Origin of the sequence: Longispora sp. NPDC051575 (genome assembly GCF_040681875.1) — a bacterium.
GTDB lineage: Bacteria > Actinomycetota > Actinomycetes > Mycobacteriales > Micromonosporaceae > Longispora.
The window spans coordinates 172,642-191,446 of the sequence record NZ_JBFAZP010000008.1 but is presented as its reverse complement, the minus strand read 5'-3'; the positions used below and the strand labels follow the sequence as shown (position 1 = coordinate 191,446).

Sequence of the window (18,805 nt, the reverse complement as noted above, 5' to 3'; positions counted from 1 at the left end):
TACGCTTACCCGCATGACCCCGACGATCATGGCTGAGGGGCTGGTCAAGACCTATGGGCAGCTCACGGCACTCGATGGCCTGGACCTGGCCGTCCCGGAGGGCACCGTGTTCGGGCTGCTCGGCCCGAACGGCGCCGGCAAGACGACGGCCGTCCGTATTCTGACCACCCTGCTACGCCCCGACGCGGGAACCGTCTCCGTCGCGGGCATCGACGTTCTCGCGCACCCCCAGCAGGTGCGGCGGATCATGGGACTGTCCGGACAGTACGCGGCCGTGGACGAGTACCTGACCGGTTACGAGAACCTGGAGATGATCGGCCGCCTCTACCACCTGGGCAAGAAGACGGCCAAGGCCCGCGCCCTGGAGCTGCTCGAACGGTTCGACCTCACCGACGCCGCCAACCGTCCCGTGAAGACCTACTCCGGGGGCATGCGCCGCCGACTCGACCTGGCCGGCGCGCTGGTCGCCCGGCCGCCGGTCATCTTCATGGACGAGCCCACCACCGGGCTCGACCCGCGCAGCCGGCTGGGCATGTGGGACGTGATCGGGGAGCGGGTGAAGCAGGGCGCGACGGTGCTGCTGACGACGCAGTACCTGGAGGAGGCCGACCAGCTCTGCGACGACATCGTGGTGATCGACCACGGCCGCTCCATCGCGCACGGCACCCCGGACGAACTGAAGCGCGCGGTCGGCGGCGAACGCCTGGCGCTCACGCTGCGCAACGCGACCGACCTCAACCTGGCAGTGCCGATCATGCGCGGGGTGGGCAACGGCGAACCGCGGATCGACACGGAGACCCACCAGGTCTCCGTCTCCGTCACCCGGGGCGCGCCGGCCCTGGTCGCCGCCGTCCGCGAACTCGACGCCACCGGGGTCGAACCCGTGGACCTGGCCGTGCACCGGCCGACCCTGGACGACGTGTTCATGCAGCTCACCGGCGAACGGGCCACGACCGAGGAGGAGGTGACCGCGTGAACCCGGTGGTCATGGCGCTCACCGACGGCTGGGTCGTCGCGAAACGCAACCTGATCAAGTTCCGGCGGATCCCGGACCTGGTGATCTTCTCGACGATCCAGCCGATCATGTTCGTGCTGCTGTTCGCCTACGTGTTCGGCGGGGCGATCAAGGTCGAGGGGGTGAACTACAAGGAATACCTGATGGCCGGCATCTTCACCCAGACCGTGGCCTTCGGGGCCGCCATCACCGCCATCGGGCTCGCCGAGGACCTGCAGAAGGGCACCATCGACCGGTTCCGGTCCCTGCCCATGTCCCGGGCCGCCGTGCTCATCGGCCGGACGACGTCCGACCTGCTCAACAACGTCTTCGTGGTACTGGTCATGTCCCTGTGCGGGCTGCTCGTCGGCTGGCGGATCCACGACGGCATCCTGCGCGGCCTCGCCGGCTTCGCGATCCTGTTCGGCTTCGGCTACGCCATGAGCTGGGTGTCCGCGCTGATCGGCCTGTCGGTGAAGACCGTCGAGGTGGCCCAGAGCGCCGGGTTCATCTGGATGTTCCCGCTGACGTTCCTGTCCAACGCGTTCATCCCGACGGCGACGTTGCCGAAGGTGCTGCAGTACGTGGCGGACTGGAACCCGATCAGCTCCATCGTGCTGGCGCTGCGGGACCTGTGGGGCAACGCGGGGCTCCAGCGGCCGCCCGGGTTCACCGGGGAGCACCCCGTACTCCTGGCCGTGGGCTGGATCCTGCTGATCCTGGTCGTCTTCGTGCCGCTGTCGATCCGCAAGTACCGGCAGTCGGCGTCGCGTTAGCCGATCGTCCGAGGCCCCGCGCGGTCGCCCCAGGGCGGCGGTACGGGGCCTCTCGCTGTCGCCCCCGGGGCTCAGCCCCGGCCCGGACCCGCCGCTTCCAACCAGCTCAGGAAGCCCGTGAGCGCCGCGTCCGCGATGGCGATCTCCACCGGGCCCCGGCCGCTGTTCAGCTGGAGGATGACGCTGTCGGCCGGCATCGCGAGCTGCTCGGAGTCGTCCGGCGCCCGCTTGGACACCACGGTCAGCTCGGGGCGGAGCAGGATCCGGCGCGGGTTGGGGGCCAGGCTGAACAGCCGGTACCACCGGAGTTCCTTGCCCGCGAACTGGCCCATCCCGACCGCCCAGCCCCGGCCCGCCACGCTGGACGTGAGCCGGATCGACATGTCGACAGTTCCGCCGCCCCGGGAGATCACGAGGCGGCGGAGGAAGAGCAGGGCGAGCAGACACAGCAGGGCCAGGACGCCGATCCCGATCGCTATGACCACTCGCATCGGCGTCCGGCCCGGGGTTAGTGCGCGGCCGACTTGGCAGCGGCGGGGGCACACGACTCCGCGAGGACCGTGACCCCCTCGGACGTGACCGAGAGGAAGCCGCCGTTGACCGTGAACACCAGGTCGCCGGTCTCCGTGCCCTTGATCACTACCTCGCCCGGCTCGGCCAGCTGACCGAGGAGGGGGGCGTGCCCCGGGAGAACTCCGAGTTCACCCTCGGTCGTCCGGGCGCTGACCATCTCGGCCTCGCCGGTCCAGACCTTCTCTTCAACGGCCACAAGCTCTACGTGCAGCTTCTTCGCCACTTGACGACACTCCTACGCGCGAAGACGGGGAACGAGGTCGATCCTACTGGGCGGCGGGCGCTTTCGCAGAATCGGGTCGGCCTGCGGAAAGGCTAGATGTGAGCGCTGCCACCGCCCACGGCCAGCGCCGCCGCTATCTTCCGGTTCGTCTCGTGCCATTCCTCGACGGGTACGACCGGGAGGACGTCGTCCCAGAGCGGCAGGCACGTACCCCGCAGCTGCACCATGCCCTCGGGCCGGCCGAAGAACCACCAGTGCAGGTGCGCCCCGCCGTCGCCCCACTTGTTGACGTGCACCCGGGCGATGCCGCCCAGCCCCATGACCGCCTTCTCGACCCGCTGCATGACCGGACCCAGCTCGGCGGACAGGTGCGCCGGCAGGTCGTCGAGGTCGTGGTGCGCGACCGGCTTGAGCATCACGATCGCCGGCAGCGACGGGGCCTCCCACATCCGGAGCACCACCCAGTTGCCGTCCGACCAGATCGCGTTCTCCGGCAGGCCGGCGGCGCACCGGCAGTCGGCCGGGACCTCACCGTGCCGGGGCGGCTCCGGCAGCACCGGCGGCTCCAGCGACTTGACCCGGAGCTCCCCCTCGAACGGGAAGATGTCCCAGTTCGGGATGCCCTCGGCCGGGAACGGGATGGGCTCGCCGATCGGGAGCCGCCGGACATAGGCGCTGGGGGTGGGCGTCTCAGTCATGATCAGCAGCCTAGTGGCCGGCGCCGGGCGGGGCCGCCCCGTCGCGTACCCGTCGAAAAAGGGCCCGACCACCAACGGCGGCCGGGCCCTTCTCGGGTGAAACAGTTACTTCATCAGCTCAGCGGCGTTGCGCTCGAGGTCCTCGAGGCCACCGCACATGAAGAACGCCTGCTCCGGGAAGTGGTCGAACTCGCCAGCGGCGATCCGCTTGAACGCGTCGACCGTCTCCTTGATCGGGACGTAGGACCCGTCGACGCCGGTGAACTGCTTGGCGACGAAGGTGTTCTGCGACAGGAAGCGCTCGATCCGACGGGCGCGACCGACCACGATCTTGTCCTCTTCGGACAGCTCGTCCATACCGAGGATGGCGATGATGTCCTGCAGGTCCTTGTACCGCTGGAGGATCTGCTTGACCTCGGCCGCCACCGCGTAGTGCTCGGCGCCGACGATCTCCGGGGCGAGGATCCGCGACGAGGACGCCAGCGGGTCCACGGCCGGGTAGATGCCCTTGTCGGAGATCGACCGCTCGAGGTTGGTGGTCGCGTCCAGGTGCGTGAACGCGGTCGCCGGAGCGGGGTCGGTGTAGTCGTCGGCGGGCACGTAGATCGCCTGCATCGACGTGATGGCCTTGCCCCGGACGGAGGTGATCCGCTCCTGGAGCTCGCCCATCTCGTCCGCCAGGGTGGGCTGGTAACCCACGGCCGACGGCATCCGGCCCAGCAGGGTCGAGACCTCGGAACCCGCCTGGGTGAACCGGAAGATGTTGTCGATGAAGAGCAGCACCTCCTGGTTCGCGACGTCCCGGAAGTACTCGGCCATCGTCAGAGCCGACAGGGCCACCCGCAGACGGGTACCCGGCGGCTCGTCCATCTGGCCGAAGACCAGGGCGGTCTTGTCGATGACCTCGGACTCGGTCATCTCGGCGATCAGGTCGTTACCCTCACGGGTGCGCTCGCCGACACCGGCGAACACCGAGGTGCCACCGAAGTTGTTGGCGACCCGGACGATCATCTCCTGGATCAGAACGGTCTTGCCGACACCGGCACCACCGAACAGGCCGATCTTGCCACCCTTGACGTACGGGGCGAGCAGGTCGAGCACCTTGATGCCGGTCTCCAGCATCTCGGTCTTCGGCTCGAGGTCCTTGAAGGCCGGGGCCTTGCGGTGGATGCCCCAACGCTCGCCGAACTCGGCCTCGGGCTGGTTCATGCACTCGCCGATGGCGTTGAAGACCTTGCCCTTGGTGACGTCGCCGACGGGCACCGAGATCATCGAGCCCGTGTCGCGCACCTCGGCGCCCCGGACCAGACCATCGGTCGGCTGCATCGAGATGGCCCGGACCATGCCGTCACCCAGGTGCAGGGCGACCTCGAGGGTCAGGGTCTTCTTGCCGCCGGCCAGCTCCACGTCGATGTGCAGAGCGTTGAAGATCTCCGGCATCTCGTTGCGCGGGAACTCGGCGTCGACGACCGGGCCGATGACCCGGACAACGCGGCCGAGGCCGGTCTTGCTCTCTACAGCAGTGGTCATCACACTTCACTCCCTGCCGCCGCTAGCGCGTTGGCGCCGCCGACGATCTCACTGATCTCCTGGGTGATCGCAGCCTGTCGCGCGGAGTTACGGATCCGCGTCAGGTTCTGGACCATGTCATCGGCGTTGTCCGTGGCGGCCTTGCAGGCCTTCCGCCGGGCCGCCGACTCGCTCGCCGCCGCGTCGAGCAGCGCCGCGTAGATCCGGGTGTTGATGTACTTCGGCAGCAAAGCGTCCAGAAGCACCTCCGCCTCCGGCTCGAACTCGTACGCCGGCAGCAGCTCGGCCTCCGCGTCGCGCGGCTTCTCCTGGACCTCCATCGGGCCAATGATCTTGGCCTCCGGAACCTGGGTCATGAGCGACTTGAACTGCGTGTAGACGATGTGCAACTCGTCGACACCCAGCACGCCGTCGCTGCCCGCGTGGTCGTCGCCGTCGTCCGCGCCGTGGGTGAACGCCTGGATCAGCGTCACCCCGATCTCGCGGGCGTCGGCGAACGTGGGCTGCTCGGAGAAACCGGACCAGCTCGCGTTCACCGGGCGGTTGCGGAACTTGTAGTACGCGAGGCCCTTGCGGCCCGTCACGTACAGCACCGGCTCCTTGCCCTCCGACCGGAGCTTCGTCATCAGCTGCTCCGCGGTCCGGATCGCGTTGGCGTTGTAGCCACCGCACAGACCACGGTCACTCGTGACGACGAGCACCCCCGCCCGCCGAACCCGCGGCCGCGGGGTCAGCAGGGGGTTGTCGATGTTGCTGGTGTTGGTGGCCAGCGCGGTCAGCACCCCGGTGATGGACCGGGCGTACGGCAGCGAAGCCGCCACCCGGGCCTGCGCCTTGGCGATCCGGCTGGTGGCGACGAGCTCCTGCGCCTTGGTGATCTTCTTCGTCGCCTTGACCGAACGGATCCGGCGATTCAGAGCACCGACATTGGCAGCCATCGCGCAGCCCTACTTCTTCTCGACCGGGGCGGCCGTGTAGCGCGTGACGGACTCGCTGAGCTCGTTCTCCAGCGCCGCCTGGGCCTCCGCAGCCGCGTTCGGCGTGATGGCGTCGTCGGCGGCGAGGAACATCTGCTTGAAGCGCTCGATGGCCTTCTCCAGCTCCGCGACGGCGTCGTCGGACAGCAGCTTCGTGGTGGCGATGCCGCTCAGGAGGTCCTTGTGCGAGTGCCGCAGGTACTGGATGAACTCGGTCTCGAACCGACGGACCTCGGAGACCGAGATGTCGTCGAGCTTGTTCGTCGTACCCGACCAGATCGAGACGACCTGCTCCTCGACGGCGACCGGCTGACCGACGCCCTGCTTGAGCAGCTCGACCAGGCGGACGCCCTTGTCCAGCAGCGCGCGGGACGCCTTGTCCAGGTCGGAGGCGAAGGCCGAGAAGGCCTCCAGCTCACGGAACTGGGCGAGGTCGACGCGCAGTCGGCCGGAGACGCCACGGATGGCCTTCACCTGGGCCGAACCACCGACGCGGGACACCGAGGTACCGACGTTGATGGCGGGGCGGACGCCCTGGTTGAACAGGTCCTGCTCGAGGAAGATCTGACCGTCGGTGATCGAGATCACGTTGGTCGGGATGTACGCCGAGATGTCGTTGCCCTTGGTCTCGATGATCGGCAGACCGGTCATCGAACCGCCGCCGAGCTCGTCGGACAGCTTCGCGCACCGCTCGAGCAGACGCGAGTGCAGGTAGAAGACGTCACCCGGGTACGCCTCACGGCCCGGCGGGCGGCGGAGGAGCAGGGACACCGAGCGGTACGCCTCAGCCTGCTTCGACAGGTCGTCGAACACGATGAGGACGTGCTTGCCGGCGTACATCCAGTGCTGGCCGATGGCCGAGCCGGTGTACGGCGACAGGTACTTGAAGCCCGCCGAGTCCGACGCCGGGGAGGCCACGATCGTCGTGTACTCCATGGCCCCGGCCGCCTCGAGCGCGCCCTTGATGGAGGCGATCGTGGAGGCCTTCTGGCCGGTGGCGACGTAGACGCAGCGGACCTGCTGCTTCGGGTCGTTGGTCAGCCAGTTGGCGCGCTGGTTCATGATCGTGTCGAGCGCGACCGTGGTCTTACCGGTCTTGCGGTCGCCGATGATGAGCTGGCGCTGGCCCCGGCCGATCGGGATCATGGCGTCGATCGCCTTGATGCCGGTCTGCATCGGCTCCTTGACGGACTGCCGCTGCATGACGGTCGGAGCCTGCAGCTCCAGCTCGCGGTAGCCCTCGGCCTCGATGTCGCCGAGTCCGTCGATCGGGTTGCCCAGCGGGTCGACGACCCGGCCGAGGAACGCGTCACCGACGGGGACCGAGAGGACGCGGCCGGTGCGCTTGACCGGCTGCCCCTCCTCGATGCCCTCAGCGTTACCGAGGATAACGGTGCCGATCTCGCGCACGTCGAGGTTCAGCGCGAGGCCCAGGGAGCCGTTCGCGAACTCGAGGAGCTCGTTGGCCATGGTCGACGGGAGACCGGCGACGCGGGCGATGCCGTCGCCAGCCTCGGCGACGGTGCCGACCTCCTCGCGGGAGATCTCCGGCTTGTAGGAGGAGACGTAGCGCTCCAGAGCGCCCCGGATCTCCTCCGACGAGATGGTCAGCTCGGCCATCTTCAGGTTCCTCTATTCATCGGGTCGTTAGCGACTCGGCGTTCAACGGCCCAGACGCTAGGCGTGAAGGTCGCTTAGTTGCGCCCAGCGAGGGCGTTGCGGGTCTCGGCGAGCCGCCGGAGGATGGTGCCGTCGTACAGGTCGTGACCGACCCGCACGCTGATGCCACCCAGGATCTCCGGATCGACGGTCACCTTGGCGGTGATCTCCCGGCCGTACCGGCGGGCCAGCTCGGCGACGAGGCGCCGCTCCTGCTCGTCGGTCAGGGGGACGGCGACCGTGACGTACGCCACGGACCGGTTCCGCCGCTCGGCGGCCAGCTCGACGAGCCTGGTCACCGAACCGTCGAAGTTCCGACCCTCGAACCCGGCCACGGCCAGTTCCGCGAGGCGGGCCGTCACCGACGTCGCCCGGCCCGCCAGCAGGTCGCTGACGAGCTGGACCCGGCGGGACAGCTCTGCGGTGGTGTCCCCGACGGCCGCGGCGAGCCGCGAGTCACCGGCGACGACCTGGCCGAGCCGGAACAGCTCGTCCTCGACGTCGGCCAGCTGCCCGGACTTCTCGGCGCTGGCCAGCAGCGTCTCGGCGCCGAGGCGCTCCGTCGCGTTGACCAGGTCGGTCGGCCGCGACCAGAGGCCGGAGACGAGTGCCCCGAGCAGCGTCGTCGCACCCGCGCCGACCTTGCCGGCGAGGATCTGGTTCAGCAGCCCGGAGCGCTCGGTGCCGGTCCGGTTGGCGTCGGACAGGGCCCGGCGCAGGCCCGGCTCACGGCCGAGCAGCGCGGCGACCCCGAGCACGTCACCAGCGTTCGCGGCCACGTCCTCCGCCGAGGCGGAGGGGACGTAGCTGTCGAGCTGGGCGCGGGCGGTCGCGTACGACTCCCGGCTGGCGGCCTGCATCAGCGCCGCCCGGCCGGAGTCGCGTCGCTGTTCTCCAGCTCGGTCAGGAACCGGTCGACGGTGCCCTTCTTGCGGGCCTCGTCCGCGAGGGACTCACCGACGATGCGGCTGGCCAGCTCGACGGACAGCGTGCCCAGCTCGCCCCGCAGCTCGTGCAGGAGCGACTGGCGGTCAGCGGCGAGCTGCTCGCGCCCGACCGTGATGATCCGGTCGCGCTCCTCCTGCGCCGCGGCGAGGATGTCGTCCTTGATCGAACCGGCGTCGGCGCGGGCCTCGTCGCGAATGCTCGCGGCCTCGGTCCGAGCCTCGGCGAGCTGCTGACGGTACTGCTCGAGCAGGCCGTTGGCCTCCGCCTGGGCGACCTCGGCGCGCTTGATGCCGCCTTCGATCGCCTCGACCCGGGCCTCGTACGCCTGGTTCATCTTGGGGAAGACGAACTTCATCAGCACAAAGCAGAGCAGCGCGAAACCGATGGAACCGATGACGATCTCTTGCCAGATCGGGATCAGCGGGTTGTGCGCGGATTCAGCGAGAAACATGGAAACTCCCGTTCCCTTGCGGAGCGGTTGTTAGGCCGGCGGGTTCGAGAAGACGAACGCGAGCGCGAGGCCGAACAGCGCCAGCGCCTCGGAGAGCGCGAAGCCCATGAACAGGTAGGCGCGGGTCAGGCCAGCGGACTCGGGCTGACGGGCCGTCGCCTGGATGTAGGCGGCGAACACGATGCCTACACCGATACCGGGGCCGATGGCAGCGAGGCCGTAGCCGATCGAGCTGATGTCACCGGTGAGTTCGGCAAGCGTCATTTCGGTATTCCTCCTGGAGTATCTCGCGTGACTCTCACGCGAAACAGCTAACGGGGGTCTAGCTGAGTCCTAGTGCTCGTCGGCGAGGGCGCCCTGGAGCCAGGTGCCGGTCAGCAGGACGAACACGTACGCCTGCAGCAGCGCGACGAAGAACTCGAACAGCGTCATCGCGATGGCCATCGCGAAGGAGACGACGGACACGCCGTAGGTGAAGGCGGTGCCGGCGTTGATCAGCATGAAGCCGCCGAGTGTGAACACCAGCAGGATCAGGTGGCCGGCGAACATGTTCGCGAACAGACGCACCGAGAGCGTGACCGGCCGGACGATGAAGTTCTGGAAGAACTCGATCGGGATCAGCAGCGGCTGCAGGTACCACGGCGCGGGCAGGATCAGGTGGTTCTTGAAGAACTTGCCCGGGCCCTGCGCCTGGATGCCGACGAAGATGTACATGACGTACGAGATGATCGCGAGGACCACCGGGAACGCGATGTGGGTCATCGGCGAGATCTGCGCCAGCGGGATGATGCCGAACAGGTTCATGAAGACGATGAAGCAGAACAGCACCGTCAGGTACGGCACGAACCGGTCGCCCTTCGAGCCGATGATCTCCCGGCCGATGCCACCGCGGACGAAGTCCATCACGGACTCGGCGATCCACTGGCCCTTGGTGGGGACGACCTTCGGCTTACGCAGTGCGACAGCGAACAGCACGATCAGGCCCGCGACCGCGATCCACATCATGATCGTGAACTTCGTGACCCACGGGTCGGTGCCCACGAGCGGGTCGAGGTAGAAGTCTTCGACCTTCGGCGGCCACGGAAGATCTTCCTTGGCGAGGATCGAGACGCTCACCGCACCATCCTTCGTTGTCGGGACAGAAGCGCTTACGCGCCAAGCTTCTTGACGACCAGGTAGATCGCCCCGGCCATACCGATCAACATGCCGATCATCATGCCGAAGTGCTTGGGCACATCCAGCCAGCGATCGACGATCCAGCCGAGGAAGCCCCAGATCCCGATTCCGGAGATCAGGTACCCGACGGCGGCCCAGCCGACGTTCGCGCCATCAGCTGAGCTGGGACGCTTCGGCGGCTCTGGGTTGTCGGTCATGACGCGCAGACGATATCAGCCGAGGGTCGGATGAGTGACATCGACCCCCGGCGAACTGCCGGTACGCAGAATCCCACCGTAACCCCGCTCACACCGCGGGCTCATGCGGGTTGCGTAAACACGAACAGTCTACTAACTCGGTTCGATTTCGACGTACGGGATGCGGGCCTTCCACGTCCAGACGGCCTGCGCGGTGGTCCACACGATGACCGCGCCGACCATGCTGAACGCCATGGCGTTGAGCCCCGCCCAATGTGTGTCCTTCAACGCCGCCAGCCAGATACCCAGGAGGATGAACTTCACCGAGTAGACCGTGAGCCCGACGGGCAGCAGCATCTTGCGGTTCACCGCGTCCGTCCAGGCGATGACCAGGTGCGACAGCACGTAGCCGACGCTGACCAGGCCCACGCCGGCGGCGGCGCCGGCCGCGCCGACGGGGCCCTGGAAGACCAGGCCGGCGAGGGCGGCGACGGCGAGGGCCGCGCCGCTGGCTGCGAGGGCGGTCGGCAGATGCCGGAGGCGCCGGGACAGCGCGGCACGGGTAATCATGCCGGCGATTCTACGCGGAGCCTCCGAGGAGGGCCCCGGCCAGCGGCCGGAGCGTGGACTCGATCTCATCGGCGGTGCGGGCGTAGGTGCGGTCGTCCAGGCCGTAGGGGTCGGCGAGATCGTCGGCGGGTACCGGCCGGGAGGTCCCGCGCAGCGCGTCCACGGCGGTGACGAGCGCCACTCCCCTGGTGTACAGCGACTCCGCGTCCCCGGTGAAGTCCGGAAGGTCCCCCGCGCGCCCCGCGAGCAGCCGGCCGAACTGTCCGAGGACGAATGTCCGGTTCGCGGCGGTCGGGCTGAGGTTCAGCACGTGGTCGTACTGCTCGACAGTCGCCGTCAGCACCAGGTCGGAGCCCTCGACGTGCCCGACGGTGAGCTGCCGGGCCCCGAAGCCGTCGGTGTCCGCGCCCCGGGCCAGCACCTGGCGGGCGGCGGGCGGGTTCATCGGCTCGCCCCGGTGCCAGCCGCCGGTGCCGGCGCTGTGGCTGTAGACCAGGCCGGCGTGCGGGCCGAGGGCCAGCAGGAGCAGCCGTTCGGCCATCGGGGAGCGGCAGATGTTGCCGACGCACACGTGGAGTACCGAGAAGGGGGTCATTCCCGCTCTTCGTCCGCCAGGTCGGGGGCCACCTCGCGGAGCTGGTCCAGCGACAGCGCGCCGACCCGCAGGATCCGCGGCGTCGTGCTGGTGCAGTCGATGATCGTGGAGGTGAGCTGCTCGGGGGCGACGCCCGACTCCAGGTACACGCTGACCTCGTAGCCGAACTGGGTGCGCGCCTCGTCGGCGGTCACCGCGGCCGGGTCGGACGGCTTGTTCGCGCTGGACACGGCCATCGGACCGGTCTCGCGGAGCAGCTCCAGGGCCACCGGGTGCAGCGGCATCCGGACCTGGATCACGCCGTCGGTGTCGCCGAGGTCCCAGTCCAGGCTGGGCGCGTGCTCGACGAGGATCGTCAGCGGGCCGGGCCAGAACGCCTCGACCAGGTCCCGGGCGGAGGACGGCAGGCCGTAGACCAGGCCGTCGAGCATCTGCCGGGAGCCGACCATCACCGGGGGCGGCACGTCGCGGCCCCGGCCCTTGGCGCGCAGCAGGGTGCCGACGGACCAGGACTTGAAGGCGTCGCAGCCCAGCCCGTAGACCGTGTCGGTGGGGAAGACGACGAGGTCGCCGCGCTTCACCGCCTCGACGGCCGCCGTCAGTCCACGGTCCCGCTCGGCCAGCTTGGCGCAGTCGTAGAGCATCACGTGCGCAAGTCTCGCACGACGGCCGCGATCTCCTCCACGGTCACGGCCCCGAGTCTCAGCACCTCGTAGGAGTCACCGACGCAGCGGACGATGGTCGAGGGGGTGCCGATGGCCGCCGGGCCGCTGTCGACGTAGACCGCCGCCCGGGTCCCGAGCTGGCGCCGGGCCTCCTCCGCCGTGGTCGCGGCGGGCTCGCCGTGCAGGTTGGCGCTGGACACGGCCAGGGGGCCGGCGAGGGTGAGCAGTTCGCGGGCCACCGGGTCGGCGGGCATCCGGACCATGACCGTGCCGCCGGTCTCGCCGAGGTCCCAGCCGAGGTCCTCGGCCTGCGGGACGACCAGGGACAGCGCGCCGGGCCAGAAGTGCTCCGCCAGCGCCCGGGCGACCGGGGCGAGCGGGGCGACGACCAGGTCGAGCTGGTCCCAGGTGCCGATCAGCACCCCGGAGGGCTTCTCCCGGCCCCTGCCCTTCGCGGTCAGCAGCCGGTCGACGGCGGCCTTGTCGAAGGGGTCGGCGGCCAGGCCGTAGACCGTGTCCGTCGGCATGACCACGAGTTCGCCGCGCAGCAGCGCCCCGACCGCCTCGGCGTGCGGCGGCCCGTCGTCGTCCGCCCGGTGCCGGCCCGCGTCCGTCGTCCCCGTCATACCCGTCTCCCCGTGTGCCCCGGTGGCGTCCGCCCCGCCGTGTGTCATGCCCGCCTGCCCGTCGCGAAGCGCGGCCGGCCGGCCAGGTCGCGGTGCGCCGTGATCTCTTCCCAGTCGCCCGAGGCCCGCATCAGCTCCGGTACCGACTCGCCGTGCTGGTCGTCGTGTTCCATTCCAAACCATCCGCCGGGACGCAGCAGACGCGCCGCGCGCACCAACAGCGGACGGATGACCGACAGTCCGTCCGCTCCGCCGAACAGGGCGACGGCCGGATCGTGGTCGATCACCTCGGGCGGCAGGGCCTCTGTGGTGGGCACATACGGCGGATTCGTCAGCAGAAGGTCCACTGTGCCGTCCAGTTCGGCCAGGGTGGACGGATCGGTCGCGTCACCCGGTACCACCGTGACCGATGTATTTTGGGTGTTGCGGTGGAGCCACGGCAACGCGTCGGGGTCACGCTCCACGGCGTAGACGACAGGGACCGTCCGTGCAATGGCGCACGCGATGGCCCCGGACCCCGAACACAGGTCCACGGCGATCCCCGTCCGGACCTTGGACAGTCCCCACTCGACCAGCAGCTCGGTCTCGGGGCGCGGCACGAAGACGCCGGGCCCGACCGCGAGCTCCAGCCCGGCGAAGTCCGCCAGGCCGGTGAGATGCTGGAGCGGTATCCGCTCGGCCCGCCGGGCGACCAGTTCCTCGAAACGCGCGACCAACGAGGGAGGGAACTCGTCGACGAGTACCAGTCTGCCCCTCGGGACATCCAGTACATAAGCCGCAAGTAGCTCCGCATCCACCCTGGCTGACGGCACCCCGGCAGCCTTCAGACGTGAAGTCGCTTCCGCGATCAGCCGTCTGGGCATGTCCTTACCCGCTCCGTACACCCCATAATCATCACTGCAGCCCCAAGAGCCGGACCGGAAGGGGGGTATAGCGTGGCCTCCACCATCGAGCGCATCCGCAGACTGCTGCGCGCGAACCGGTCCGCCGAGGCCTCGACCCTCGCGGAACGCCTCGCCAACAGCACCCTCGACCCCGAGGAGCGGGCCAGCGCCCTGGTGCTCCGCCTGTCAGCTCTGGTGAATCTCGGCCGGACCGTCGAGTGCGCCCAGGCGGTCGACGCGGTGTTCGCCGCCCTCAAGGACTGGTACGACCCCACGCTGTACGGCCGCGCCCACGCCATCGCCGCGATAGTCGCCCACGTGCAGGGCTCCCTCGACAACTGCGTCACGCACCTCGTGCGCAGCGCCCGCGCCCTGTCCTCGGTCGCGCCCGCCAACGTCGACACCGCCCTCGGCTGGCACAACCTCGCCATGGCGTACTCCTACATCGGCTTCCACGGCCACGCCCTCGGCGCCATCGAACGCTCCCGCGAGGTCGGCGCCGAGGTCGGCGTGCCCGAGGAGGAGCTGGCCACGCCCAGGGTGCGGCTGCGGCTCGCCGTGGCGCTCGACCACACCGGGGACACCGACGGCTGCCTGCGCGTCCTGCGCGACGTGTACGCGGAGCTGTGGCGGTACGTGGAGTCCGGCGCCGTCCCCCGGCTGCGCCCCACCATCCAGGGCAACTTCGGGTACGCGGCGGCCCGGCTCGCCGCCCTCGGCGAACCCATCGAGGTGGACGCCGCCCGGCTGCTCCGGCACGTCGGCGACAGCGTCCGCTCACGTGAGCTGCGTCACCTCGGCGACGTCTGCCTGACCATCGCCGACGGCCGGCCCATCGAGGCCCTCGTCCGGCTCGGCACCCTGGAGGTCTCCCCCGACACCCTCGGCCCCGCCGAGCCCCGTCGGCTGCGCGCCCTGGCCCACCTGCGGGCCAACGACCCGGCCGCCGCGTACCGGGAGGACCGGCACGCCTTCCGGCTCGCCTCCTCGCACCACGACAAGATCCGCGACCTGTTCGTCGACGGGGTCGCCGCCTGGCTGGACCACGCGGACCTGCGCCGCACCGTCGCCCAGTACCACGGGCAGGCGCTCACCGACCCGCTCACCGGCCTGCCGAACCGCCGGCACCTGGAGCACTACGTCACGACCATGGCCCAGCGCGGCCAGCCGGCCATCCTCGGCGTCGTGGACCTCGACAAGTTCAAGGCCATCAACACCAACCACGGGCACCTCGCGGGCGACGCCGTGCTCCAGCGGATCGCCGGGATCCTGCACAAGGTGATCCGGCGCGGGGACTTCGTGGCCCGGTACGGCGGCGACGAGTTCGTGCTGGTGCTGCCCGAGACCCAGATCGCCGAGGCGCACGAGATCGCCGCCCGGGTGGCCGCCGCGATCACCGCCGAGGACTGGGACGCGCTGGTGCCCGGGACGCCGGTCGGCGTGACCATCGGCTGGTCGGAGACGAACGGGGTGGACACCGTCGCCTCGGCGTTCACCAGCGCGGACGTGGCGATGCTGCGGGCCAAGGAGAAGCCGGCCGAGGGTGTCGCAGCCAGGGAGTGGCTGCGACACTCGGCGTAGCCGCTACTTGCGGCCGAACTCCTCGCCCGCGATCCGCGCCTCCCGGTCGGCCGTCGACAGCGCGTCCAGCACCCCGTCGAGCTCCCCGTTGAGGACCAGGTCGAGGTTGTACGCCGTGAAGCCGATCCGGTGGTCGGAGATCCGGTTCTGCGGGTAGTTGTAGGTCCGGATCCGCTCGGAGCGGTCCATCGTGCGGACCTGCGACTTGCGCACGTCGGACGCCTCCGCGTTGGCCTGCTCCTGCGCGTGCAGCAGCAGCCGGGCGCGCAGCACCCGCATCGCCGACTCCTTGTTCTGGAGCTGGGACTTCTCGTTCTGGCAGCTCACGACCACCCCGGTCGGGATGTGCGTGATCCGCACCGCCGAGTCGGTGGTGTTGACGGACTGGCCGCCGGGGCCACCGGACCGGTACACGTCGATCCGCAGGTCGCCCTGGTTGATCTCGATGTCCACCTCCTCGGCCTCCGGGAGGACCAGGACGCCGGCCGCGCTGGTGTGGATCCGGCCCTGCGACTCGGTCGCCGGCACCCGCTGCACCCGGTGCACGCCGCCCTCGTACTTCAGCCGGGACCACACGCCCCGGCCGTCCTCGGGCACGCCCTTGGTCTTCACGGCCACGGAGACGTCCTTGAAGCCGCCCAGGTCGGTGTTCTCGGCGTCGATGACCTCCGCGACCCAGCCGTGCTTCTCCGCGTACCTCAGGTACATCCGCAGCAGGTCCCCGGCGAACAGGGCCGCCTCCTCGCCGCCCTCGCCGCCCTTGATCTCGATGATCACGTCCTTGGCGTCGTTCGGGTCGCGCGGCAGGAGCAGCTCGGACAGCTTCTCCTCGATCCCCGGGATCCGCTCGGCCAGCTCGGCGGCCTCGAGCGCGAACGCCTCGTCCTCGCCGGCCAGCTCGCTCGCGGCCTGGAGGTCCTCGCGGACCTGCTCCAGTTCCTTGGCGGCGGCGGCGATGCCGTTGAGCTCCGCGTACCGGCGGCCGACGCGGCGCGCGAGGGCCTGGTCGGCGTGGATCGCCGGGTCGGAGAGCTGCTTTTCCAGGTCGGCGTGCTCGGCGAGCAGCGAGGAAAGCCTGTCCGTGCTCATGCGTGACTCCTGTGACGGCTGGGGCGGGACTTTTCCGACATCGGGGGATAAGAGAACGCCGCCCACCCCGAATACACGGGATGGGCGGCGTCGGTGAAGCTACTTGGCGGCGGTCTTCGCGTACTTCTTCTGGAACTTCGCGATCCGACCACCGGTGTCGAGGATCCGCTGCTTGCCGGTGTAGAACGGGTGGCAGGCCGAGCACGTCTCGACGTGCAGCGAGCCGCCCTTGACGGTGCTGCGGGTGGAGAAGGTGCTGCCACAGGAGCACACGACCTCGGTCGCGACGTACTCCGGGTGAATGTCCTTACGCATAGCGCGGGTCCTCTCAACGTGGTCGCCGGGTCGTCTCGCGGGTTCGCAAGGCGGGAACCGGTACCTGGTCGGTGTAACAGTCTGCCACGGCGCGCGTATTCCACGCCCCGAGGGGTGGCCTAATGCACTCGCCTCCGACGGCGGTGATCAGGCAGACTCCTGCACCATGAGTAGCCGGCGGTGCGGGGTGTTCCCGCGACAAAGAAGGCAGTGTTCGAAACGTCTCTAGGCGTTTCGCCCCTTCCGGCTCTCTCCTCGGCACCGCACTCCGGTGACCGGAATCACCCCTCCCTAAGGACTTCCCATGATCCACCTCGACGAGGTGGTGGACCCGGTGCTGCTCGCGACCATGGTCGCCGAGGGGTACATCCGGGTCCGCCCGCACCCGACCCTGCCGCTGACCATCCACAACTACAGCGAGAAGGCCCAGTACGAGAGCGTCTGGAACGCCGCGACCCTCGCCTGCCGGGGCCTGGTAAGCCACGCCGGTACCGGCGAGGTGCTGGCCCGGCCGTTCCCGAAGTTCTTCACCTACGGCCAGGTCCAGGTGGGGCCGCTCGACCTGTCCGCGCCGGTGTCCGTCACCGACAAGGCCGACGGGTCCCTCGGCGTGCTGTACCCGGCCGGGAACGGCCACCAGATCGCCACCCGGGGCTCGTTCGCCAGCGACCAGGCCCTGCACGCCACCGCGCTGTGGCGGGAGCGCTACGGGGCCTACACGCCGCCGGCGGGGCTGACGCTGCTGTTCGAGATCGTGTACCCGGCGAACCGGATCGTGGTGGACTACGCCGGCCTCGACGACCTGATCCTGCTCGGCGCGGTCTCCACCGCGACCGGCCTGTCGCTGTCCCCCGACGACCTGGCGTGGCCGGGCCCCCGGGTGGAGTCGTTCGGCTATCCGACGCTGGGCGCGGCCCTGGCCGCCGAGCCCCGGGCGGGGCGCGAGGGGCTGGTCGTGCGGTTCACGGGCTCCGAGCGCCGAATCAAGATCAAATATGAGGAGTACGTGGCCCTGCACCGCGTCGTCACCGGCCTCAACGCCCGGGTGGTGTGGGAGGCGCTGGTCGCCGACGCGTTCGCCGACCTGGTCGAGCGGCTGCCCGACGAGTTCCACGACTGGGCGCGGGCGGTGGCCGCGGAACTGACCACGCTCGTCGACGCCGAGGTCACCCGGGTCGAGGAGGTCTACGACGGGATCGTCGCCGGGCTGCCCGACGGCTGGACCCGGAAGGACTTCGCGCTGGTCGCGGGCCGGCACCCCGACCGGGGCTGCCTGTTCAGCCGGCTCGACGGGCGCGACTACCGGCCATTCCTGTGGCAGACGGCCAAGCCGGCGGCAGACTGGACCCCCACGGGTCGAGTATTCGATGAGGAGAACGCATGACCGAGCGGGTGACGCTCACTGTGACGCGCGGGCTTCCGGCCTCCGGGAAGTCCACCTGGGCCCGGTCCGAGGAGGGGGTCCGGGCCGGGGTCCGGGTCAACCGGGACGACCTGCGGCGGATGCTGCACGGCTCGCACCTCGGGACCGGGTGGGCCGAGAAGCAGGTCACCGTCGCGCAGAAGGCCGCCGTCGAGGGGCTGCTGCGCGCCGGTACCAGCGTGATCTGCGACGACACGAACCTGCGGGCCCGGGTGGTGCGCGAGTTCGCCGAGCTGGCCGCCTCCTGCGGGGCCGGGTTCGTGGTCCGCGACTTCACCGATGTGGACGTCGCCGAGTGCGTGCGGCGCGACGCGGGGCGGGACAGGTCCGAACAGGTCGGCGAGTACGTGATCCGGAGCATGTACGAGCGCTACCTCGCCGGCAAGAAGCTGCCGTTGCCCCTGCCGGAGCTGGCCACGGCCCCGGCGGACCCGGAGCGGCCCTACACCGCGCCGGTCGGCGGGGCCGACGTCATCCTCGTCGACATCGACGGGACGGTGGCGCTGATGGGCGACCGCAGCCCGTACGACTGGGCCCGGGTCGGCATCGACCAGCCCAACCGGCCCGTGATCAGCGCCGTGCGGGCCATGTACGCCGCCGGCCACCAGGTCGTCTACTGCTCCGGGCGCGACGAGGCGTGCCGGGCGGAGACGGAGGCGTGGCTGGACAAGTACGTCGGGCTGCCGTACTTGGGGCTGTTCATGCGGCCGGCCGGGGACCAGCGGAAGGACTCCATCGTGAAGAAGGAGATCTTCAACCGCGAGATCCGGGACAGGTACACGGTGACCTGTGTTTTCGACGATCGAGCCCAGGTTGTCCGCACTTGGAGGAGTCTCGGCCTCACCGTCCTCCAAGTTGCGGAAGGTAACTTTTGAG

General features: G+C 69.7%; 23 protein-coding genes. 5 read left to right on the top strand and 18 right to left on the bottom strand.

The features are described 5' to 3' along the window. Window positions 1-13: 13 nt before the first annotated feature. Window positions 14-976, top strand: coding sequence for an ATP-binding cassette domain-containing protein (locus AB0M43_RS25030; protein WP_363728190.1), 963 nt, complete (start codon window positions 14-16; stop codon window positions 974-976). Then, a complete protein-coding gene (locus AB0M43_RS25025; RefSeq protein ID WP_363728189.1) occupies window positions 973-1,770 on the top strand; it encodes an ABC transporter permease in 798 nt (265 codons plus the stop codon). Before AB0M43_RS25030 ends, AB0M43_RS25025 begins: the two co-directional genes overlap by 4 nt. Window positions 1,771-1,841: 71 nt before the next feature. On the opposite strand, the gene AB0M43_RS25020 is transcribed toward AB0M43_RS25025, so the two are convergent. From AB0M43_RS25020 to prmC, 16 genes are all read right to left on the bottom strand, one after another. Beyond that, window positions 1,842-2,261: a DUF2550 domain-containing protein gene (locus tag AB0M43_RS25020; RefSeq protein WP_363728188.1), complete on the bottom strand. Its 420-nt coding sequence runs from the start codon at window positions 2,259-2,261 to the stop codon at window positions 1,842-1,844. Window positions 2,262-2,278: 17 nt separating this feature from the next. Then, window positions 2,279-2,566 carry a F0F1 ATP synthase subunit epsilon gene (locus AB0M43_RS25015; RefSeq protein ID WP_363728187.1) on the bottom strand — a complete coding sequence of 96 codons (288 nt, stop codon included), beginning with the start codon at window positions 2,564-2,566 and terminating at the stop codon, window positions 2,279-2,281. Between the two features lie 92 nt (window positions 2,567-2,658). Further along, window positions 2,659-3,264, bottom strand: coding sequence for a hypothetical protein (locus AB0M43_RS25010; protein WP_363728186.1), 606 nt, complete (start codon window positions 3,262-3,264; stop codon window positions 2,659-2,661). Window positions 3,265-3,369: 105 nt separating this feature from the next. Continuing rightward, a complete protein-coding gene (gene atpD / locus AB0M43_RS25005) occupies window positions 3,370-4,794 on the bottom strand; it encodes a F0F1 ATP synthase subunit beta (RefSeq protein ID WP_363728185.1) in 1,425 nt (474 codons plus the stop codon). Next, entirely contained in the window at window positions 4,794-5,732 is a 939-nt protein-coding gene (locus AB0M43_RS25000; protein ID WP_363728184.1) for a F0F1 ATP synthase subunit gamma, read from the bottom strand. Before AB0M43_RS25000 ends, atpD begins: the two co-directional genes overlap by 1 nt. 9 nt (window positions 5,733-5,741) lie before the next feature. After that, window positions 5,742-7,391, bottom strand: a complete 1,650-nt coding sequence (gene atpA, locus AB0M43_RS24995) for a F0F1 ATP synthase subunit alpha (protein WP_363728183.1) — start codon at window positions 7,389-7,391, stop codon at window positions 5,742-5,744. Window positions 7,392-7,465: 74 nt separating this feature from the next. Continuing rightward, window positions 7,466-8,290, bottom strand: a complete 825-nt coding sequence (locus AB0M43_RS24990; protein ID WP_363728182.1) for a F0F1 ATP synthase subunit delta — start codon at window positions 8,288-8,290, stop codon at window positions 7,466-7,468. After that, the gene (locus AB0M43_RS24985) at window positions 8,290-8,829 is read right to left on the bottom strand and encodes a F0F1 ATP synthase subunit B (RefSeq protein WP_363728181.1); all 540 of its coding nucleotides are present in this window, start codon (window positions 8,827-8,829) and stop codon (window positions 8,290-8,292) included. The genes AB0M43_RS24990 and AB0M43_RS24985 overlap by 1 nt, the downstream gene beginning before the upstream one ends. Before the next feature lie 30 nt (window positions 8,830-8,859). Further along, window positions 8,860-9,093: an ATP synthase F0 subunit C gene (gene atpE, locus AB0M43_RS24980; protein ID WP_363728180.1), complete on the bottom strand. Its 234-nt coding sequence runs from the start codon at window positions 9,091-9,093 to the stop codon at window positions 8,860-8,862. A 69-nt stretch (window positions 9,094-9,162) separates the two neighbouring features. Next, window positions 9,163-9,945, bottom strand: coding sequence for a F0F1 ATP synthase subunit A (gene atpB, locus AB0M43_RS24975; protein ID WP_363728179.1), 783 nt, complete (start codon window positions 9,943-9,945; stop codon window positions 9,163-9,165). Between the two features lie 32 nt (window positions 9,946-9,977). Beyond that, a complete protein-coding gene (locus tag AB0M43_RS24970) occupies window positions 9,978-10,202 on the bottom strand; it encodes a hypothetical protein (protein WP_363728178.1) in 225 nt (74 codons plus the stop codon). Window positions 10,203-10,334: 132 nt separating this feature from the next. Continuing rightward, complete coding sequence (locus tag AB0M43_RS24965; RefSeq protein WP_363728177.1) at window positions 10,335-10,751, bottom strand: hypothetical protein; 417 nt, start codon at window positions 10,749-10,751, stop codon at window positions 10,335-10,337. 10 nt (window positions 10,752-10,761) lie between these two features. After that, complete coding sequence (locus AB0M43_RS24960) at window positions 10,762-11,346, bottom strand: phosphotyrosine protein phosphatase (protein WP_363728176.1); 585 nt, start codon at window positions 11,344-11,346, stop codon at window positions 10,762-10,764. Further along, entirely contained in the window at window positions 11,343-11,990 is a 648-nt protein-coding gene (locus AB0M43_RS24955; protein WP_363728559.1) for an L-threonylcarbamoyladenylate synthase, read from the bottom strand. Before AB0M43_RS24955 ends, AB0M43_RS24960 begins: the two co-directional genes overlap by 4 nt. Continuing rightward, on the bottom strand, window positions 11,990-12,637 hold the full coding sequence (locus AB0M43_RS24950) for an L-threonylcarbamoyladenylate synthase (protein ID WP_363728175.1): 648 nt from the start codon (window positions 12,635-12,637) through the stop codon (window positions 11,990-11,992). Before AB0M43_RS24950 ends, AB0M43_RS24955 begins: the two co-directional genes overlap by 1 nt. Window positions 12,638-12,681: 44 nt before the next feature. Then, window positions 12,682-13,500: a peptide chain release factor N(5)-glutamine methyltransferase gene (gene prmC / locus AB0M43_RS24945; RefSeq protein WP_363728174.1), complete on the bottom strand. Its 819-nt coding sequence runs from the start codon at window positions 13,498-13,500 to the stop codon at window positions 12,682-12,684. Window positions 13,501-13,572: 72 nt separating this feature from the next. Between prmC and AB0M43_RS24940 the strand changes: the two genes are divergently transcribed. Continuing rightward, window positions 13,573-15,102, top strand: a complete 1,530-nt coding sequence (locus tag AB0M43_RS24940) for a GGDEF domain-containing protein (RefSeq protein WP_363728173.1) — start codon at window positions 13,573-13,575, stop codon at window positions 15,100-15,102. A 3-nt stretch (window positions 15,103-15,105) separates the two neighbouring features. Here AB0M43_RS24940 and prfA read toward each other — a convergent pair whose 3' ends face one another. Continuing rightward, window positions 15,106-16,191: a peptide chain release factor 1 gene (gene prfA / locus AB0M43_RS24935; RefSeq protein WP_363728172.1), complete on the bottom strand. Its 1,086-nt coding sequence runs from the start codon at window positions 16,189-16,191 to the stop codon at window positions 15,106-15,108. Between the two features lie 99 nt (window positions 16,192-16,290). After that, on the bottom strand, window positions 16,291-16,506 hold the full coding sequence (rpmE, locus tag AB0M43_RS24930) for a 50S ribosomal protein L31 (RefSeq protein ID WP_197007320.1): 216 nt from the start codon (window positions 16,504-16,506) through the stop codon (window positions 16,291-16,293). A 304-nt stretch (window positions 16,507-16,810) separates the two neighbouring features. Here rpmE and AB0M43_RS24925 point away from each other — a divergent pair, with 304 nt between their 5' ends. Both AB0M43_RS24925 and AB0M43_RS24920 read left to right on the top strand, forming a co-directional pair. Continuing rightward, window positions 16,811-17,890, top strand: coding sequence for a 2'-5' RNA ligase (locus AB0M43_RS24925; protein WP_363728171.1), 1,080 nt, complete (start codon window positions 16,811-16,813; stop codon window positions 17,888-17,890). Next, on the top strand, window positions 17,887-18,804 hold the full coding sequence (locus tag AB0M43_RS24920) for an AAA family ATPase (protein WP_363728170.1): 918 nt from the start codon (window positions 17,887-17,889) through the stop codon (window positions 18,802-18,804). The genes AB0M43_RS24925 and AB0M43_RS24920 overlap by 4 nt, the downstream gene beginning before the upstream one ends. Window position 18,805: the final 1 nt, after the last annotated feature.

Excerpts from the sequence above, each read along its gene's own strand:
- AB0M43_RS25030 (WP_363728190.1), top strand. The coding sequence starts at position 14 with ATGACCCCGACGATCATGGCTGAGGGGCTGGTCAAGACCTATGGGCAG.
- AB0M43_RS25020 (WP_363728188.1), bottom strand. The coding sequence starts at position 2,261 with ATGCGAGTGGTCATAGCGATCGGGATCGGCGTCCTGGCCCTGCTGTGT.
- AB0M43_RS25010 (WP_363728186.1), bottom strand. The coding sequence starts at position 3,264 with ATGACTGAGACGCCCACCCCCAGCGCCTATGTCCGGCGGCTCCCGATC.
- atpD (WP_363728185.1), bottom strand. The coding sequence starts at position 4,794 with ATGACCACTGCTGTAGAGAGCAAGACCGGCCTCGGCCGCGTTGTCCGG.
- AB0M43_RS25000 (WP_363728184.1), bottom strand. The coding sequence starts at position 5,732 with ATGGCTGCCAATGTCGGTGCTCTGAATCGCCGGATCCGTTCGGTCAAG.
- atpA (WP_363728183.1), bottom strand. The coding sequence starts at position 7,391 with ATGGCCGAGCTGACCATCTCGTCGGAGGAGATCCGGGGCGCTCTGGAG.
- AB0M43_RS24990 (WP_363728182.1), bottom strand. The coding sequence starts at position 8,290 with ATGCAGGCCGCCAGCCGGGAGTCGTACGCGACCGCCCGCGCCCAGCTC.
- AB0M43_RS24985 (WP_363728181.1), bottom strand. The coding sequence starts at position 8,829 with ATGTTTCTCGCTGAATCCGCGCACAACCCGCTGATCCCGATCTGGCAA.
- atpE (WP_363728180.1), bottom strand. The coding sequence starts at position 9,093 with ATGACGCTTGCCGAACTCACCGGTGACATCAGCTCGATCGGCTACGGC.
- AB0M43_RS24970 (WP_363728178.1), bottom strand. The coding sequence starts at position 10,202 with ATGACCGACAACCCAGAGCCGCCGAAGCGTCCCAGCTCAGCTGATGGC.
- AB0M43_RS24965 (WP_363728177.1), bottom strand. The coding sequence starts at position 10,751 with ATGATTACCCGTGCCGCGCTGTCCCGGCGCCTCCGGCATCTGCCGACC.
- AB0M43_RS24960 (WP_363728176.1), bottom strand. The coding sequence starts at position 11,346 with ATGACCCCCTTCTCGGTACTCCACGTGTGCGTCGGCAACATCTGCCGC.
- AB0M43_RS24955 (WP_363728559.1), bottom strand. The coding sequence starts at position 11,990 with ATGCTCTACGACTGCGCCAAGCTGGCCGAGCGGGACCGTGGACTGACG.
- AB0M43_RS24950 (WP_363728175.1), bottom strand. The coding sequence starts at position 12,637 with ATGACGGGGACGACGGACGCGGGCCGGCACCGGGCGGACGACGACGGG.
- prmC (WP_363728174.1), bottom strand. The coding sequence starts at position 13,500 with ATGCCCAGACGGCTGATCGCGGAAGCGACTTCACGTCTGAAGGCTGCC.
- prfA (WP_363728172.1), bottom strand. The coding sequence starts at position 16,191 with ATGAGCACGGACAGGCTTTCCTCGCTGCTCGCCGAGCACGCCGACCTG.
- rpmE (WP_197007320.1), bottom strand. The coding sequence starts at position 16,506 with ATGCGTAAGGACATTCACCCGGAGTACGTCGCGACCGAGGTCGTGTGC.
- AB0M43_RS24925 (WP_363728171.1), top strand. The coding sequence starts at position 16,811 with ATGATCCACCTCGACGAGGTGGTGGACCCGGTGCTGCTCGCGACCATG.
- AB0M43_RS24920 (WP_363728170.1), top strand. The coding sequence starts at position 17,887 with ATGACCGAGCGGGTGACGCTCACTGTGACGCGCGGGCTTCCGGCCTCC.